The organism is Rhodococcus sp. RCBS9, from assembly GCF_029457415.1.
Lineage (GTDB): Bacteria > Actinomycetota > Actinomycetes > Mycobacteriales > Mycobacteriaceae > Rhodococcus_F > Rhodococcus_F qingshengii.
Genome location: NZ_CP120422.1, coordinates 5707078 through 5725427, shown reverse-complemented (window position 1 = coordinate 5725427; position 18350 = coordinate 5707078). Strand labels below are relative to the sequence as shown.

Here is an 18350-nt window from a genome sequence, read left to right as displayed (position 1 = left end):
CTCAGATCGTCGGCTGTGTGGCCGCAACAGTCATGTTGTGTGCCGGACCCGCAACGGCGACCCCTTCGGTGTCCGGTCCCCTCGCACCTGCAAATCCGTACCTCGGTCCCGTCGGTACTTCCACCATGCACGGTGACGCGGGCTCGTCCGACGTCACGCCGCTGCCTGGTCCAGGAACCGGCCCACACGAGGTGACAGCTTTCCCGATGATGGCCGCCTGCCCGACGGTCCTCCAGGGTTCCGACGGCATGGTCGTCTCGCTCTGCACGACGATGATCGGCCAGATCCCGACCATCCATTTGATCGATCCGAAGGCCGACGCCACGCCGTTGGGTAGATCCGTAGCACAACTGCCGCTCGCGAAGGGCAGTCTGCTCGGCGGCGTCTACGCCTACCTCGACAACGAGAACCGTCTCGTAGCCGTCGACGGAAACCGTCAACTGGTCCGCATTTCCCATGCGCAGAATCCGGACGGCAGTTGGCGGCTGGAACTCGCGGAGGTCATCGATCTCAGTGGTGCGGTTGCCGCCGACGACAACGTCACCGGCCTCGCTCCGGACTGGGACGGCAATGTCTGGTTCGCCACCGGGCACGGCACCGTCGGGTATGTCGGCGCGGATCGAATCGCGCACAGCATTGCGCTCCCCGAAGGTGAACAGGTGCAGAACAGCATCTCCACCTCCCCGACGGGCACTGCCGTCGCAACGACCCACGCGCTCTACCAACTGAAGCGAAATGGCGACGAGGTCGTCATCGACTGGCGTCAGCCGTACGACCGCGGGCCGGCCCGTAATCCGGGTCAGCTCAGCTGGGGAACCGGATCGACGCCGACATACTTCGGCCCGTCGACGGGCAGCGATTTCTTGACCATCGTCGACAACGCCCACCCGACAGTGAGCTTGCATGTCTATCGCGCTGACACGGGCGCCGAGGTGTGCACGCAGCCGGTGTTGTCCGCTGCCAGCCAGGACGGCTCACCGAGCGGCAGCGAGAACTCCCCCGTCGGCATCGGTCATTCCGTCTACGTCGCCGGCACTTACGGATACCCGTACCCCACGACTCCTGAAGGTGCCGGTCCAGCGGTCCCCGCCACGGCACCCTTCAACGGCGGAATGACCCGCGTCGACATCGATCCGGCCGGTTGCCATGTCGTGTGGGACAACACGATTCGTAGCTCCGCGGTACCCCACCTCTCGACGGCTGACGGCTCGATTTACACGGTGACACGGGACGGTGCTCCGAACACCTCTCCGCTGGACGGTTACTCCTTCGCGGTGATCGACTCGAAGGACGGGGCGCAGATAGGTTCGACTCCCCTGCCGTCGACCATCCTCAACGACACCCTTCAGATGTCTGCACTCATCACCGAGTCGGGCGAGTACTTCCAGGGAACGATCTCGGGAATCGTGCGAGTTCGCGCGAACTGACGCGAGCTGGCCCCACGGCTGCGCAGTTCTGGTCTCGACGAGTCGGGGCAGGCGCGGAGCGAGGGGGCCCAACGACGCGGGGCAGGCGCGGAGCGAGCTGGCCCCAACGACGCGGGGCAGGCGCGGAGCGAGCTGGCCCCAACGACGCGGGGCAGGCGCGGAGCGAGCTGGCCCCAACGACGCGGGGCAGGCGCGGAGCGAGCTGGCCCCAACGACACTGTGTAGTTGATGGGGAACTACGATCGTTGGCGTGGTGAATCGTGTGTATGCCGGATTTTTACGCTTGGTGGATCGACTACCTCTCCCCTCGCTGAAAACGCAGAAAATCATCGCGTTCATCGTGATCCTGACGCAGGGCGGCATCGCTGTCACCGGCGCGGTGGTGCGCGTGACGGACTCGGGACTCGGTTGCCCGACGTGGCCGCAGTGCTTCCCCGGTAGCTTCGTCCCGGTCGGCCACGGACAGGTCGCGGTGATTCACCAAGCCGTCGAGTTCGGCAACCGCCTGCTGACCTTCCTGGTCGTCATCGTCGCCGCTGCGATCGTGCTTGCGGTGACTCGCGCTCGCCGACGCAAAGAGGTGCTTGTCTACGCCTGGATGATGCCGCTCGGCACTGTCGTTCAGGCAGTGATCGGCGGTATCACCGTCCTCACAGGCTTGCTGTGGTGGACGGTCGCCATTCACCTGGTTGCGTCGATGCTGATGGTCTGGGTTGCCACGGTGATGTACGCGAAGATCGCGGAACCCGACGAAGCAACAACTCTGGTCGTGATGCCGAAGCCGCTGCGCTGGCTTACCGCGCTGTCAGGTGTCGCGCTCGCCGGCGTTTTGGTCGCTGGAACTCTCGTAACGGGCGCAGGCCCGCACGCCGGCGACAAGGGGCTGGACCGGACGGTGCCTCGCCTGGAGATCGAGATCGTGACGCTAGTCCATCTGCACTCACAGCTTCTGGTCGGATATCTCGCGCTGGTCGTGGGTCTGACCTTCGGCCTGTATGCGGTCGGGACATCCGCAGCCGTGAAGATCCGTCTGAAGGTCCTGCTGGGACTGATCCTCGCGCAGTCGCTCATCGGTGTCGTGCAGTACTTCACCGATGTGCCGGAAGTTCTGGTGATCATGCACGTCGCCGGTGCGGGACTGTGCACGGCTGCGACCGCAGCAGTTTGGGCTGCGGGTAAGACCCGCCAGTACACGCCGACCAATTCGCCCATACCAGCTGTCTGACGCTTCAAGACACGTGTGGGGCGTAGGAACACCAAAAGGTGTTCCTACGCCCCACACGTCATTTCAGGATTCGTTGCGAGCTTTCGGGAACCGAGTCTGGTTGGCGACCCAACCGGCCATCTTCTTGAAATGGCCTTCCTGCGGGGTGACGATGCTCGTCAGTTCGCGCTCCCACTCGGCGACGGTGACGTTGTCGAAGGACGCGACGACCGCGTTTGCCGTGGCGAGGTCCTCGACGACCTGATCACCGAGGATGCCGTCGGCACCTACGAGGGTGATGCGAACGCCGGCCAGGCCGACCGGCTGGATGACGGCGCTGGCGGAGCCGCCGTGCTCGGCGACGAACTTGGTGATGGCGTTCACCGTGGACTTCGGCAGTTCCGGCGCGGACGGGGTGGCGTCCGACTTCTCGGTATCGGTGCTCATGACTCGACAATACTGGTCGGTAGCCCGGAAGCGACACCAGGCATGGACTGAGCGTCGGCCGCCTCGGGTGTAGAACAGAAACCATGCGAGCCATCTACGTGACCGAGACCGGCGGACCAGACGTTCTGACTCTGACCGAACAACCCGAACCGACACCCGGCCCAGGCGATCTACTCGTCAAGACCGAAGCGATCGGCATCAATTTCATCGACACGTACTTCCGAATGGGCCAGTACAAGCGTCCGCTCCCCTACATTCCCGGCGACGAGGGCAGCGGTGTTGTCGAAGCTGTCGGCTCCGACGTCAACGAATTCTCCGTGGGCGACCGGGTCGCGTGGGCCGCTGCCACTGGCAGCTATGCCGAGAAGGTGGCTGTTCCCGCCGCAGTCGCCGTGAAAGTGCCTGACGGTGTCCCTGCATCGGCCGCAGCGTCGGCGCTCCTGCAGGGGATGACGGCGCACTACCTCGCGAAGTCGACGTATCCGATCCAGAGCGGCGACACCGTGCTCGTGCACGCAGGCGCGGGCGGCGTCGGGTTGATCCTGACGCAGATGGCCGTCAGCCTCGGGGCGAAGGTCATCACGACTGTGTCATCGGATGCAAAGGAAGAACTCTCGCGCGGCGCGGGTGCCTCGGAGGTTCTGCGGTACGACGAGGACATCGCAGCGCGAGTCCGGGAGTTGACCGGCGGCGAAGGAGTAGCGGCGGCATACGACGGGGTCGGCGCGACAACTTTTGATTCGAGCTTGGCTTCCGTGCGCATCCGCGGCACGGTCGCTTTGTTCGGTGCGGCCAGTGGACCGGTTCCGCCGGTTGATCCGCAGCGGCTCAATTCGTCGGGTTCGCTGTTCCTGACGCGTCCGACGCTCGCGCATCACATTCGCACTCGAGAGGAACTGACCTGGCGTGCCGGCGATGTCTTCGACGCCATTGCGGCCGGGAAACTCGATATTCGCGTCGGCGCCGAGTATCCCCTCGCCGATGCGGCAACAGCGCATCGGGATCTGGAAGGTCGAGCAACGACCGGGTCGATCGTTCTGATCCCCTAGCGAAGTGCTGTGCGCCTTTATTAACCGCCCGCGGTTAATAAAGGCGCACAGCAGAATCAGCTGAGCATGTCGCTGATCGTCTGCAGTCCGAGAACCGAGTCGACAGCGAGGCCGACGAACACGATCGCAAGATAGTTGTTGGACTGCAGGAACAGGCGGAGCGGTTTGACCTGGGCACCACCGCGAACGCTGCGGTACAGCTGATGTGCCATGAGCAGGAACCACGCACCGGCAACGATGGTGATGGCGGCGTAGATGACTCCCGATGCGGGCACGAGGACAAGCGTCGTGACGACCATTGCCCAGCTGTAGAACAGAATCTGCTTGGTGACGTGCTCTTCGGTGGCGATCACCGGAAGCATGGGAACACCGGCAGCTTTGTAGTCCTCTTTGTATCGCATCGCCAGCGCCCAGGTGTGCGGCGGCGTCCAGAAGAAGATGATCAGGAACAGCACGACGGGCTGCCAGCTCAGCGAACCGGTGACAGCGGCCCAGCCCACAAGGACGGGCATACATCCGGCTGCGCCACCCCAGATGACGTTCTGCCAGGTACGACGCTTGAGAACCATCGTGTAGATGAGGACGTAGAACGCGATCGTGATCACGACGAGGATGCCGGCCAAGAGGTTGGCTCGCCACCACAGCCACAGGAACGACGCGAGTCCGAGAAGGAGCCCGAAGACGAGCGCGTTGCGCGTCGGCACCGCCTCGCGGGCCAGCGGACGCTTCGCCGTGCGCTTCATGACCTTGTCGATGTCGGCGTCGACGACGCAGTTGAGCGAGTTCGCACTCGCCGCGCCCATCCAGCCACCGAAGAGGGTGCTGAGGATCAGAACGATGTCGACTGTTCCGCGATCGGCCAGCAGCATTGCCGGAATGGTTGCCACCAACAGCAATTCGATCACTCGCGGCTTCGTGAGCGCGATATAAGCCAGAACCTTGCCCGTTGCGCGACCCCACACCGTATCGGTATTGGTCGCCCGCGGGGCGGCACCTGGGCTGCCGAAGCCATGTCCGCTCGGCTGTTGCCCTGTCCGCACGTTCTCTCCTTGCACCACGCGTTACCGCACTAACTCTTCACGACACACTGCTGACACTGTTCTCTACTACGAACGATGGTAGACCGCAGCCATTGAGGAACCGAATCGACCCGGACAGCCAGGACCATTAGGCTGGGTTACGCAGTGGAGGGACACCCCACCCTCGCAATCCACGTACACCATGTCAGGAGACATCTGCCAGTGTCGATCACAGACGAGATCCACGTCCTCACGCAACCCGTCCACCCCTCGGACTGGACCGACCTGGACACCAAGGCTGTCGATACCGCCCGCGTGCTCGCCGCCGACGCGGTTCAGAAGGTCGGCAACGGCCATCCCGGAACTGCAATGAGCTTGGCGCCGTTGGCATACACCCTCTTCCAGCGCGTCATGCGCCACGATCCTTCGGATGCAGAATGGGTCGGCCGTGACCGCTTCGTTCTCTCCTGTGGCCATTCATCCTTGACGCTGTACACCCAGCTCTACCTGTCGGGCTACGGTCTCGAGCTCGCTGACCTCGAAGCTCTCCGCACGTGGGGCGCACTGACCCCCGGCCACCCCGAGGTCGGCCACACCGTCGGCGTCGAGATGACCACCGGTCCGCTGGGCCAGGGCCTTGCGTCCGCAGTCGGTATGGCGATGGCTGCGCGTCGTGAGCGTGGGTTGTTCGATCCGGAGACCCCGGTCGGCTCCTCCCCCTTCGACCATCACATCTACGTGATCGCGTCCGACGGTGACATCGAAGAAGGCGTTACGTCCGAGGCCTCGTCTCTCGCCGGTGTCCAGGAACTGGGCAACCTCATCGTCTTCTACGACGACAACAAGATCTCCATCGAGCACGACACCACCATCGCTCTCGGCGAAGACGTCGGAAAGCGATACGAGGCATACGGCTGGCACGTTCAGCACGTCGAAGGTGGCGAGAACGTCTCCGGCATCCTCGACGCGGTTGCCGCGGCCAAGGCCGTCGTCGATCGTCCCTCCATCATCTTGCTCCGCACCATCATCGGTTTCCCGGCTCCGAAGAAGATGAACACCGGCGACGTCCACGGCTCCGCTCTCGGTGCCGACGAAGTTGCAGCGGTCAAGGAAGCCCTCGGCTTCGATCCGGCCAGGTCCTTCGACGTCGACGCCGACGCTCTGGCTCACGCCCGTGAGGTCGTCTCCCGCGGCGCCGACGCACGCAAGGCATGGCAGGTCGAGTTCGACGCGTGGGCTGCACGTGAGACTGAGCGCAAGGAACTCTTCGACCGCCTGTTCGCCGGTGAGTTCCCCGCCGGCTGGGCCGACGCTCTCCCGACCTACGAGGCCGACGCCAAGGGCGTTGCGACTCGCAAGGCCTCCGGTTCGGCACTCAACGCGCTCGGACCGATCCTGCCCGAGCTGTGGGGCGGCTCCGCCGACCTCGCCGGCAGCAACAACACCACCATCAAGGGCGCAGATTCGTTCGGCCCGTTCTCCATCTCCACCAACGACTGGAATGCGCAGCCTTACGGCCGCACGCTCCACTTCGGCATCCGCGAGCACGCGATGGGCTCGATCCTCAACGGCATCGCGCTTCACGGACCCACCCGCCCGTACGGCGGAACCTTCATGGTCTTCTCCGACTACATGCGTCCGGCGGTTCGCCTGGCCGCACTGATGAAGACTGCCGTCACCTACGTCTGGACCCACGACTCCATCGGTCTCGGCGAAGACGGCCCGACCCACCAGCCGGTCGAGCACCTCGCTGCTCTTCGTGCGATCCCGAACCTCGCCGTCGTCCGCCCGGGTGACGCCAACGAGACCTCGTTCGCATGGCAGGCAGCACTCGAGAACAAGACGGGCCCGACGGCTCTGGCACTCACTCGCCAGGACATCCCGGTTCTCGAAGGCACCAAGGAGAAGGCTGCCGAGGGTGTCAAGCGCGGCGCTTACGTCCTCGTCGACGCAGCCAACGGTTCGCCCGAGGTCATCTTGCTGGCGACCGGTTCCGAACTGCATCTGGCCACCGAGGCTCGCGAAACCCTCGAAGCTCAGGGCGTCGCAACCCGCGTCGTTTCCGTGCCGTGCCTCGATTGGTTCCTCGAGCAGGATCAGGCGTACCGCGACGAGGTCATTCCGCCCGCCGTGCGCGCGCGTGTGTCCGTCGAAGCCGGCATCGCGATGCCGTGGTGGCGCATCCTCGGCGACGCCGGTCAGGCCGTCTCGCTCGAGCACTACGGCGCTTCCGCCGATTACAAGACCTTGTTCCGGGAGTTCGGCATCACTGCCGACGCGACTGTCGAAGCCGCGCAGCGCTCCCTCGCAGCTGTGAAGGGATGATCTCGATGACACAGAACGTGAATACCGAAAAGCTCTCCGCTGCAGGCGTTTCCATCTGGCTCGACGACCTCTCGCGGGATCGCATCCAGTCCGGCAACCTGCAGAACCTCATCGACACGAAGTCGATCGTGGGTGTCACGACCAACCCGTCGATCTTCCAGGCGGCACTGTCCAAGGGATCGGCGTACGACGCTCAGGTCCGTGAGCTCGCACAGCGCGGCGCCGATGTCGACGCCACCATCACCGCGGTGACCACCGACGACGTGCGTGCTGCGTGCGACATCCTGGCTCCGCAGTTCGAGGCGTCGAACGGCGTCGACGGCCGCGTGTCCATCGAAGTCGATCCTCGCCTGGCTCACGACACCGACGCCACCGTCGCGCAGGCGATCGAGCTGCACAAGATCGTCGATCGTCCGAACGTCCTGATCAAGATCCCCGCGACGCTGGCAGGCATTCCCGCCATCGCCAAGGTGATCGGTGAGGGCATCAGCGTCAACGTCACCTTGATCTTCTCGGTCGAGCGCTACGAAGCTGTCATGGGCGCATACCTGGAAGGTCTGGACACCGCCAAGGCTGCCGGCCGCGACATCTCGTCCATCGAGTCGGTCGCCTCGTTCTTCGTCTCCCGCGTGGATTCCGAGATCGACAACCGCCTCACGGCAATCGGCACGCCGGAAGCCCTCGAGCTTCGTGGCAAGGCTGCACTCGCAAACGCGCGTCTGGCGTACAACGCGTACCAGCAGATCTTCGAGGTGCAGCCGCGCTTCCAGGCTCTTCTGGCCGACGGCGCCAAGGCTCAGCGTCCGCTGTGGGCGTCGACCGGCGTGAAGAACCCGGATTACCCTGACACTCTCTACGTCACCGAGTTGGTTGCGCCGAACACGGTCAACACCATGCCGGAGAAGACGCTCGACGCTCTCGCCGACCACGGCGAGATCACCGGCGACACGATCTCGGGCACCGCTCAGGAGTCACAGGCGGTCTTCGATCAGCTCGCTGCAGTCGGCATCGATCTTGCGGACGTGTTCAAGGTCCTCGAGACAGAGGGCGTCGACAAGTTCGAGGTGTCCTGGAACGAGTTGCTCGACGCAACCGCCGAGCAGCTCCGCGCAGCAACCCAGAAGAGCTGAGCCTGTGAGCGATTCCGCGGCGGCATCAGATTGGGTGAATCCCCTTCGGGACAGCACCGACAAACGGCTTCCGCACATTGCGGGGCCCTGCGCCCTGGTGATTTTCGGTGTTACCGGCGACCTTGCCAGGCGCAAGCTCATGCCCGCCATCTACGACCTCGCCAACCGTGGACTGTTGCCGCCCGGATTCGCTCTGGTCGGGTTCGCCCGGCGTGACTGGACGGACGAGGACTTCGCGAACGTCGTCCTCGAAGCAGTCAAGGACGGTGCTCGCACCAAGTTCCGTCAGGACGTCTGGGAGAGGCTCGCTGAAGGTATCCGGTTCGTGGAGGGCAGTTTCGACGAGGCCGAGGCCTTCCAGAACCTGTCCGACACGTTGGCAACGCTCGACAACGAACGTGGTATCGGCGGCAATCACGGTTTCTACCTTGCGATTCCGCCCAACGCGTTTCCTCAGGTGCTCGAGCAACTGTCGGCGTCGGGCCTCGCGCAGGCCGAGGACGGTCAGTGGCGACGAGTCGTCATCGAGAAGCCGTTCGGCCACGACCTCGAGAGCGCTCGCGAACTGAACGCCGTCGTCAACAAGGTGTTCCCCGAGGACACGGTCTTCCGTATCGACCACTACCTCGGTAAGGAAACCGTCCAGAACATTCTGGCTCTGCGCTTCGCGAACCAGTTGTTCGATCCGATCTGGAACGCGCACTACGTCGACCACGTTCAGATCACGATGGCCGAGGACATCGGCCTCGGTGGACGCGCCGGGTACTACGACGGCATCGGCGCGGCCCGTGACGTGATCCAGAACCACCTGCTGCAGTTGCTCGCGTTCACGGCGATGGAAGAACCCATCAGCTTCGAGCCGCTCAATCTGCAGGCGGAGAAGATCAAGGTCCTCTCGGCCACTCGCCTTGCCGAGCCCCTCGACGAGACCACCGCACGCGGCCAGTACGCGGGCGGCTGGCAGGGTGGGCTGCCGGTGGTCGGGCTCCTCGAAGAAGACGGCTTCGCAGCGGACTCCATCACGGAGACCTTTGCCGCCATCACCCTCGAGGTCGACACCCGCCGCTGGGCGGGTGTGCCGTTCTACCTGCGCACGGGCAAACGACTCGGACGCCGTGTCACCGAGATCGCGGTGGTGTTCAAACGTGCACCGCACCTACCGTTCGACAAGACGATGACCGAAGACCTCGGCCAGAACGCTCTGGTCATCCGCGTGCAGCCCGACGAGGGTGTCACCATGCGGTTCGGTTCGAAGGTTCCCGGATCGAGCATGGAAGTCCGTGACGTCAACATGGACTTCTCGTACGGCCAGGCTTTCACCGAGTCGTCACCGGAGGCGTACGAGCGACTCATTCTCGACGTGTTGCTCGGTGAGCCGTCACTCTTCCCGGTCAACGCCGAAGTCGAATTGTCTTGGGAAATCCTCGATCCCGTCCTCGAACACTGGGCTGCCGGCGGTAAGCCGGAACCCTACGAGGCCGGAACGTGGGGACCACCGTCTGCGGACGAAATGATGCAACGCACCGGACGCGAATGGAGGCGACCCTAGTGATTCTCGATTTGCCGTCCACCACCACGGTCCAGGTCAGCAAGAAACTGGTCGAGGTACGTAAGACCGGCGGCGCTGTCACCTTGGGACGAGTGTTGACGCTCGTCGTCTGCACCAGGGACACCGGGAATGCCGAGGAAGCCATCGAGGCCGCCAACGAAGCAAGCCGCGAGCACCCATGCCGCGTCATCGTGCTTCTGCGTGGCGACGAGCAGAGTGAGCCCAGGCTCGATGCTCAGATCCGTGTCGGCGGGGACGCCGGCGCCTCGGAGGTTGTCGTGTTGCGTCTCTACGGTCCGCTTGCGGATCACGAGAGCAGCGTCGTCATCCCGTTCCTGCTCCCCGATACACCGGTAGTCGCGTGGTGGCCCCTCGAGGCACCCGAGATTCCGGCCAAGGATCCCGTCGGGAAGCTCGCGATACGGCGCATCACCGATGCCACCGGCGCCCCCGATCCGACCGCCACCATCAAGGGGCGACTCGCGTCGTACACCGCCGGCGATACCGATCTCGCCTGGAGTCGCGTCACCTACTGGCGCGCGCTCCTCGCGTCGGCTCTCGATCAGCCGCCGCACGAGAAGATCACCTCAGCGGTGGTCTCCGGTCTCAAAACCGAACCGGCACTGGATATTCTCGCCGGTTGGTTGGCGGCCAAGATCGACGGTCCGGTCATTCGACGTACGGGTGAGCTGACGGTCGAGTTGAAGCTCGAGACCCGCAGTATCTCCATCAGTCGTCCGCAGGAGGGCACGACCGCTACGTTGATCCGCACCGGTCAGCCTGACGCGCTGGTTTCTCTGGGTCGTCGAGAGACACGCGATTGCCTCGCCGAGGAATTGCGTCGGCTCGATCCGGACGAGATCTACGAAGAAGCTCTGGCCGGATTGGAGAAGGTGACCTATGAGTGATGTTGTCGTGGAGAAGTTTTCCGACGCCGGCCAACTTGTCGACGCTGCCGCCGCACGCCTGGTCACGACCATCGTCGATGCCCAGAAGGCTCGCGGGTTTGCGTCCATCGTGCTGACTGGCGGTGGAACCGGCATCGCACTTCTCGAGAAGTTGCGTGAAGCTCCCGGCGACATCGACTGGTCGCAGATCGATCTGTACTGGGGCGACGAACGGTTCCTGCCGTCCGGCGATCCCGAGCGGAACGAAGTGCAAGCACGTGAGGCGCTTCTCGATCATGTGCCGGTCGATCCCGACAGGGTACATGCGATGGCCGCATCCGACGGTATCTACGACGGTGATCCACACGGGGCGGCGACGGCGTACGAACAACTGCTGGGCGCTCAGGCACACGGGAATCAGGTTCCGACGTTCGACGTGCACCTGCTCGGTATGGGCGGCGAAGGACACGTCAACTCGTTGTTCCCGCACACCGACGCTGTTCGCGAAGAAGCGCGTTTCGTAGTCGCGGTGACGGACTCCCCCAAGCCGCCACCGGTGCGGATCACCCTCACGTTGCCTGCTGTTCGGCGAGCCAAAGAGGTCTGGCTGCTCGTCTCGGGTGCTGCAAAGGCCGAGGCCGTTGCCAAAGCCGTCGGAGGTGCTTCGGCCGAGGACTGGCCGTCCGCCGGCGCCACCGGTTTGGTTGCGACACGTTGGTTCCTCGATACGGACGCTGCCTCGCAGCTTCCCTGATCTGATTTCACAGATCTGATTTCACACCGGTCGGGAATCGTCTTCCGGCGATTCCCGGCTTGGTGGTACGTCGACGACTTTCTCACCGTGGCGACTTTCGACTACCCGCCGAGTCCGGATCCGATGCGAATTTCCTTTTGACGGAACGGAACTCAATCCCGAGATCCCGTTTCTCCAACCGGCACTGCGCCCCACACAACGATTCATCTCTCCCCCTGCCTCCTTCATCCGAGTGATTACTACCTTGGACGCCGCGAAGTAAGGTTCGGTTCCGCAGATCGCGTTCACTCTTGAACGAAGCAATCCAGGCGAGAACAATCGAACAATGTCGTGGACACCGAATCCGGACGCACTTCGCGGGCGAGTGGCTGTAGTTGCCGGGGCGACGAGGGGCGCCGGACGCGGAATCGCCGCGGCCTTGGGCGAGGCCGGTGCAACCGTCATCTGCACTGGTCGGAGCACATCTGCCGGAATTCTTCAGTCGGACTATCCGCGCGGAGAGACCATCGAAGAGACGGCAGAGTTGGTCACCGAACTGGGCGGCGTCGGCGTGCCGATTGCCGTCGATCATCTCAAGAGCAAACAAGTGGCTGATCTCGCCGAACGCTTGCGAATCGACTATCACCATATCGACATCTTGGTCAACGACATCTGGGGCGCGGAATTACTCAAGGGTGGGCCGGCGGAGTGGAACACGCCGGTATGGGAACACGATCTGGACAAGGGGTTTCACATTCTGCGCCTGGCGATCGACACCCACATCACCACGTCGCACCACCTCCTGCCGCTCATGACCGATAGGCCAGGCGGACTGGTCGCCGAAATAACCGATGGCACTACCGAATACAACGCATCGAACTATCGTATCTCGGTGTTCTACGACTTGGCCAAGGTGTCCGTGAACAGGCTCGCATTTTCGCAAGGCCACGAACTTGCCCCGTTCGGATGTACTGCCGTCGCCATCACTCCCGGGTTCCTGCGATCGGAGATGATGCTGGACAATTTTGGTGTCGGCGAATCGAATTGGCGGGACGCTCTGTTGCCGGAGCGGGATGGTCCGACTGCGCCCGCGGATTTCGCACGCTCCGAGTCACCAAGATTCATCGGACGTGCGATCGCGGCCATCGCTGCCGATCCGAATCGACAGCGATGGAATCAGCGATCGGTCAGTTCAGGCGAACTCGGAACGGAATACGGGTTCACCGACGCGGACGGCAGCCGCCCCGATTTCTGGCGGACCAAATGAATCCGGCTGCGATTATGATCCGCGCATGGCCGAATTCGTGACGATCGACGAATACATCGCTTCGTTTCCCACCGACGTGCAACCAGCCCTCGAGAGTATCCGCGAGACGATTCACAACACGGTTCCAGGCCTCGATGAGACCATCAGCTATCAGATGCCGACCATGACGGTGAACGGAAAGAACCTGATTCACTTCGCAGGCTGGAAAAACCACATCTCGATGTACCCGCTCCCGGCGGGTGACGCCGAGTTCGAGAAGTCCGTCGACCCTTACCGGGCTGCGAAATCAACCGTGAAGTTCCCGCTGAACAGACCGATCCCTCTCGATCTCGTGGCTCGGATCGTCGAATTGCTCGCGCAGCGCCACTAACGTCCGTTCTCGTCGGAGCCTTGTGAGAACGTATGGCTGTGCAGAGACAACCCATCCGCCGCATCAAGGCCGGGCCATCGTCGGGCGCCGACGTAGGCAGCTGGCCGATGACGGTGCCTGCAGTCGCGCAGATCGTTCAGCACGGTCTCGAGCTTCCACCGGGTGTCACCATTCTGGTCGGCGAAAACGGAGCGGGAAAGTCGACCGTCATCGAAATTATTGCCGCCGTTCTCGGTCTCAACGCCGAAGGCGGGTCGACCAATACGCGGCATCAGACTCGATCGAGTGAACCGGGCGGCCTCGACCTTGTGATCGAGCGGAGTCCCGGAGCATCGAAGTGGGCGTACTACCTCCGAGACGAAACCCTGCACGGTTTGTACACGTACTTGGAGGACAACCCCAATCCCAAGCGACCTGAACCGCTTTACCATCACCTCTCCCACGGTGAGGCGCTGCTCGAGATCCTGTCGTCGAGGACCTCCGACGGCGGCTTCTATCTCATCGACGAACCCGATGCCGCACTCTCCTTCCAAGGAACCCTGACACTGGCGGCGCTGCTCGGCGAGCTGGTGGAATCCGGCGCGCAGGCGGTGATCGCGACGCACTCGCCGATCATCGCGGCGCTGCCGAACGCCAACCTGCTCGAGATCGGAGAATGGGGAATCCGAGCCTCGAGCTGGGAGGACCTCGATCTGGTGTCGAACTGGCAGCGGTTCCTTCACGACCCGCACACGTACCTGCGCCATCTGATCTAACCTGGAACTCCACCCCAGGAGGCCTCCATGGCATACGACAAAGCGCTGGCTGAGCGTATCCGCGATGCGCTCTCGGGCGAGGACGACGTCGAGGAAGTAAAGATGTTCGGTGGGCTGAGCTTCATGGTGAACGGGAAGCTGGCCGCCAGTGCGAACTCACACGGCAACATCATGGTTCGGTGTGACCCCGATCGAGTCGACGAGCTTCTGACGCACAAGGGTGCAAGCTGGCCCGAGATGCGGGGTAAGCCGATGAGCAAGGGATGGATCGTCGTCGACCGAACCGGGACGAGTTCGAACGTCGAATTCAACGCGTGGATCAAGGAAGCTCTGGACTTCGTTCACTGACAGCTAGCGCGCGATGCTAAAGGTAGCTGCTGAGACCCTGCTCGCGCAGTGTCGCAGCGATCCGCGCCATCTCCGGAGGGCACAGAGATCGACGGTTCGCGATATTGAGTGCACCTAGCCGGTCGCGAAGTACAGACCGCGCTGTTGCACTGCGCTGCGGGCAGCCCCACAGTGCCGTGCACACAACGGGGATAAGCAGCAGCGCAATGACTGCTCATAGGATGGCGACGACCGCCGCCAAAAGGAAGATGAGGGGCACGTGTAACTCCCGCGGTAGTGCGGGAACGTGACACGAAATTATCTACGCGCAGAGCCGATCTCGCTGGTTTACTGATGTCTAGAATCAACCGGCCACCGGTGGGACCGCGAGTGACTTGTGGATGGGTCGCCACCAGGTGCCCCCGGGATTCGCCTACCCAAAATAGTCGAGTAGCCCACGATCGAACCAGATCCCTTGCTGTTTCGCGCATTCTGCGCAGTAGCAGAACAAGGAATGCAGTAGCAGAACAAGGAATTGGGTCCCGAACACTCGAAGAGTTGGACCGGAGAGCGGCTCGTACGAGTAGGCGCTCGACGGTCCTCGCGCAAAGATCTGCCCAGTCTTGCGCGGGCACGGAAGCGATGAATGAACCGGTGTCCCGTAGCGCTAGCTCGAGATGGTCTATGTCAAGACGGCCGCAGCGGGAAACCATAGCCGCCACGATGGACGAGGCCTTTCCCGACAGGGTCGGCAAGCAGAGAACAATAGGACCGATGACACACTGCCCGGGCTGAACCGCAATAGATCGAAGCTCCCCTTGGAGCTCCAGGGGCCCTCCGCAGGGTCTTCGATCACGCGAATCTTCGTGAGGTCGAACCCTGGTGGGATGGTGCAGCGCGACGACTCCCCATCAGCTGAACTGGCCACATCGAGCGTGCACCCAGACATACTTGGGTCCGCCAGATGTTCGCTTATTCCTGTGTCTTTCCTGGGGAACCACAGGGTACTCACTAGTCGAGAAAGTAGGCGAGGACCTTCTCGTCGGAATCCAAGACCTCTTCCGATGCCACCCCGAGATCGAGTGCGAGCTCTACGGATCCGAGGAGGGCGACCTCCAGGTCAGGTGAGAAGGCCCGTTCGAGCAACCCGAGGTAGTCGGACATTCTCGCATCGAGCTTCTCGATGAGCTCCCCGTACTCAGCGGCGAGTTGCTCGTCGAGCGCCCGCTGTTCGCCGACGTATTGCGCGATCAGCGAAGCCTCCCGCTGGGAGAGGGAGGACGAGACGGTCTTGTACATGATGATGCCGACGGTGTTGCCGATCACGGCGCCGAGGACGGGCACTGGGATGAGAGCCTGCCCGACGCAGGAGGACAGGGCGCTGACGGCGGTCTCGAGGCAGACGAGCTCCGCGTTCTCGATGAACTCGAGCTCGTCGATCTCGCCACGACGAAGCTTGTTCGCCTGCTCCGCGACGCCGAAGGCCGCGGTGACGATCGAGCTGGCGACAGCGGCGGAGGTGGCGGTGAAGTTCGTAAGCCAGTAGATGCTGAACCCTCGGACACCGCCTTTGGCGACGCCGAAACCGCCTTCGCCCGCGATGTCGGCCCAGTCCCCACCAGTGAAATCTCTGAGATGCTTCCCCGCACGCCGTCTCTCGACCAAGGCCAGCACCACGGCGGTCCCGCCCTCGATCGCGGCGGCCGCAAGGGTGGCCTTCGTGCCCTCGCGCAGGGTCGGGCGGCTTTCCTGGTAGGCATCGCCGCGCAGGGACTGGTCGGTGGAGCGGAGGGAACCCTCCTCTGTCTCCAGCGTTGCGCTGTAAGCGCCCTTCTGCACCTCGGAGTACTCCAGGTGCGAGGGTTCGAGGGACTCGATGCCGACAGAGCCTTCGTCGAAGAATGCGTGGATCCGGTTCCAGTCCTTGAGCGAGGGGCCGTCGCCGCCGAGTGTCAGGAGCTTGCCAGCATCCTCGCGTGGCATGGCGTGCAGCTTCCGGATCACCTCGAAGTGGTCGCGGGGGATCTGGTATTTTCCACCGTTTTCGACGAAGTCGGGATACTTCTCGAGGTGTTCGGCGATCGCGCCGAGGCCGAAGCGGCCGCCGGCCGCGACGAACTTCTGCTGAATCTCCACGCCGCCGCGCATCAGGTCCACGGGGCCGTTGTCATTGACCCACTGATAGACAGGGACGTTACCGAGGATCTGGCTGCGAGCGTTGCCGAGGCCCACCTCTGCGACCTCGGCGATGAAGCCGTGCATGCCCTTGACTCCGCCGCGATTAGCGGCAACCACCTCGAGGTCGATTCTCCGCATCGCGTCGTGGAGGCTGGCGAGCGCGTCCAGGAGGTTCACGTCCTGCCGGTTGAGGGCGCTCAGCAGGTTTTCCAGTCGGAGCTGGTTGAGGTAGTTCACCCAGGCAGCGACAGCCTGTTCCTGGTTGCTCTTGCCTAGTGTTGCAGCGTCACTCGTCAGTGTTGCCGCGTCACTCGTCATCGGGGTCCTGCTCGATTCGCTTGCCCAGCAGGGCCGCGCCTGCCTTTGTGTTGTTCACCAGCGCGGCGAGCTGGGACTGCTGCGGCGCAGGCAGCGCGCGGAAGTCGGCGCCGAAGTATCCCAGCGCGTCGCCGTAGCTCTGCAGGAGCAGCTCACGAAGGGAGGTGGTGCGCCGGAGGAGGTCGTCGATCTGAGCGTCCATGCCCTTGACGAGCACGGTGTTCTGCTTCACCGCGGTCAGCGCCTCCTGTTTCGCCGCGCGGTTCTCGAACTTGTTCTTCGCGAACAGCCCGATTGATGCGAGGAGGGTGGCCCCCGCGACTGTCCAGCCGACGGGGCCGGCCAGAGCGAGCAAGGCGCCACCTGCCGCAGTGCCTCCGCCTCCGGCCGCGATGGCTCCTCCTCCGAGCCAGGCCAGAGCAGCCTTGGTCGCGACGGCTCCGGAGAGAGTGGAGATCGCGGTGCCGGTCGATGCGGTACCGAAGGTGGTGGCGACCCACAATGCAGCTGTCGGAGCCATGCTCGCGACCGCGGCGCCCGCGGTGAACCCAGCGCCTGCTCCGGCAGCCGACTTGCGCGCGGCTTCGAGGTCCTTGCGTGCGAACTCCTCCGCCTCCAGGAAGTCGGTCTTGTGGACGTGGATCTCGTCGAAGTCGGTCTCGAACGTCTTGGGGGTGTGAGCGACGCTGTTCACCAGCAGCTCGACGAGCTCGATCAGATCCGTCGAGCGTTCGCGCTGGCGTAGGAGAGAAAGGCCCTTGTCGTTCATCGAAGTGAACGCGCCGTTGTACTGGGCTATGGCCTCCTCGTAGGGGTCTGGCTTCTTCGTGGTCAGCTTCCCGCCGTTGCCTACGGCGACGTCCTCGAGGTCGCTGGTCTGCTCGATCAGCTGCTTTGAGCTATTCCGCGCGAACTTTCCGAAGCTGCCAACAGCTTTGTCAAAGCCCTGTTTGGCCTTGTCCATCCTGAGCGGTTCAACCATCGAGATCTCCGAACTCCCTTGTTGTGTTCCTGGCAACAGGACAGTATCGGACACGCCAGACAAAGTGGACGCACCGGTTGGTTTCAAAGTGACTAATTACGCCATGACTCCCCCAACTAATGCCATCGCTCTGCGGCCGCCCCTTGGCGGCTATGGGCCACTTGCGACAACCGGGCCTCCTCGCGTCCCAGACGAACCGGCCTTCGGCCTTCATTGCGGAAGTTCTTCGCTTTGTCCCGTCTACGAATCGGCGACGTGCACAAATTGGCAGTTTCGTAAGGTAAGCGCCTCGATGATGCGGGCGCTGCCCATCATCGAACTCGATCGACTGGCCGCGGAGTTTCCAGCGGCCAGGGCCACACGGCCCTCCTGGACCACCGGTT

General features: G+C 63.4%; 16 protein-coding genes. 12 read left to right on the top strand and 4 right to left on the bottom strand.

Annotated features, from left to right (window positions below; genetic code table 11):
• The first annotated feature begins 32 nt into the window (after positions 1-32).
• Together P0M12_RS26960 and P0M12_RS26955 are read left to right on the top strand one after the other, a co-directional pair.
• Entirely contained in the window at positions 33-1427 is a 1395-nt protein-coding gene (locus P0M12_RS26960) for a hypothetical protein (RefSeq protein WP_277377934.1), read from the top strand.
• Positions 1428-1677: 250 nt separating this feature from the next.
• Positions 1678-2652, top strand: coding sequence for a heme A synthase (locus tag P0M12_RS26955; protein WP_021332987.1), 975 nt, complete (start codon positions 1678-1680; stop codon positions 2650-2652).
• A gap of 63 nt (positions 2653-2715) precedes the next feature.
• Here the strand turns inward: P0M12_RS26955 and P0M12_RS26950 are convergent, their stop codons facing one another.
• The gene (locus tag P0M12_RS26950; RefSeq protein WP_003945032.1) at positions 2716-3078 is read right to left on the bottom strand and encodes a hypothetical protein; all 363 of its coding nucleotides are present in this window, start codon (positions 3076-3078) and stop codon (positions 2716-2718) included.
• Positions 3079-3161: 83 nt separating this feature from the next.
• Between P0M12_RS26950 and P0M12_RS26945 the strand changes: the two genes are divergently transcribed.
• Entirely contained in the window at positions 3162-4127 is a 966-nt protein-coding gene (locus P0M12_RS26945) for a quinone oxidoreductase (protein ID WP_021332986.1), read from the top strand.
• A 56-nt stretch (positions 4128-4183) separates the two neighbouring features.
• Here P0M12_RS26945 and P0M12_RS26940 read toward each other — a convergent pair whose 3' ends face one another.
• Complete coding sequence (locus tag P0M12_RS26940; protein WP_003944994.1) at positions 4184-5167, bottom strand: heme o synthase; 984 nt, start codon at positions 5165-5167, stop codon at positions 4184-4186.
• A gap of 201 nt (positions 5168-5368) precedes the next feature.
• On the opposite strand from P0M12_RS26940, the gene tkt reads away from it, so the two are divergent.
• The 9 genes from tkt to P0M12_RS26895 all read left to right on the top strand — a co-directional run bounded on the left by tkt (position 5369) and on the right by P0M12_RS26895 (position 14510).
• Entirely contained in the window at positions 5369-7471 is a 2103-nt protein-coding gene (gene tkt / locus P0M12_RS26935; protein WP_277377097.1) for a transketolase, read from the top strand.
• Positions 7472-7476: 5 nt separating this feature from the next.
• A complete protein-coding gene (tal, locus tag P0M12_RS26930; protein ID WP_039972890.1) occupies positions 7477-8601 on the top strand; it encodes a transaldolase in 1125 nt (374 codons plus the stop codon).
• A 4-nt stretch (positions 8602-8605) separates the two neighbouring features.
• Entirely contained in the window at positions 8606-10150 is a 1545-nt protein-coding gene (gene zwf / locus P0M12_RS26925; RefSeq protein WP_003944956.1) for a glucose-6-phosphate dehydrogenase, read from the top strand.
• Positions 10150-11058 (top strand): glucose-6-phosphate dehydrogenase assembly protein OpcA, encoded by a 909-nt coding sequence (gene opcA, locus P0M12_RS26920; RefSeq protein ID WP_003944921.1) that lies wholly within the window; start codon positions 10150-10152, stop codon positions 11056-11058. The genes zwf and opcA overlap by 1 nt, the downstream gene beginning before the upstream one ends.
• Positions 11051-11791 (top strand): 6-phosphogluconolactonase, encoded by a 741-nt coding sequence (gene pgl, locus P0M12_RS26915; RefSeq protein WP_007727943.1) that lies wholly within the window; start codon positions 11051-11053, stop codon positions 11789-11791. The genes opcA and pgl overlap by 8 nt, the downstream gene beginning before the upstream one ends.
• 325 nt (positions 11792-12116) lie before the next feature.
• The gene (locus P0M12_RS26910) at positions 12117-13037 is read left to right on the top strand and encodes an SDR family oxidoreductase (RefSeq protein WP_064075321.1); all 921 of its coding nucleotides are present in this window, start codon (positions 12117-12119) and stop codon (positions 13035-13037) included.
• A gap of 25 nt (positions 13038-13062) precedes the next feature.
• Entirely contained in the window at positions 13063-13407 is a 345-nt protein-coding gene (locus P0M12_RS26905; protein ID WP_054801926.1) for a DUF1801 domain-containing protein, read from the top strand.
• A 32-nt stretch (positions 13408-13439) separates the two neighbouring features.
• Entirely contained in the window at positions 13440-14162 is a 723-nt protein-coding gene (locus tag P0M12_RS26900; RefSeq protein ID WP_118607249.1) for an AAA family ATPase, read from the top strand.
• 27 nt (positions 14163-14189) lie between these two features.
• Complete coding sequence (locus P0M12_RS26895) at positions 14190-14510, top strand: TfoX/Sxy family protein (RefSeq protein ID WP_003944891.1); 321 nt, start codon at positions 14190-14192, stop codon at positions 14508-14510.
• 990 nt (positions 14511-15500) lie between these two features.
• Here P0M12_RS26895 and P0M12_RS26890 read toward each other — a convergent pair.
• Both P0M12_RS26890 and P0M12_RS26885 read right to left on the bottom strand, forming a co-directional pair.
• A complete protein-coding gene (locus P0M12_RS26890) occupies positions 15501-16985 on the bottom strand; it encodes a hypothetical protein (RefSeq protein ID WP_277377096.1) in 1485 nt (494 codons plus the stop codon).
• Positions 16975-17967 carry a hypothetical protein gene (locus P0M12_RS26885; RefSeq protein ID WP_193595306.1) on the bottom strand — a complete coding sequence of 331 codons (993 nt, stop codon included), beginning with the start codon at positions 17965-17967 and terminating at the stop codon, positions 16975-16977. The genes P0M12_RS26890 and P0M12_RS26885 overlap by 11 nt, the downstream gene beginning before the upstream one ends.
• Positions 17968-18350: the final 383 nt, after the last annotated feature.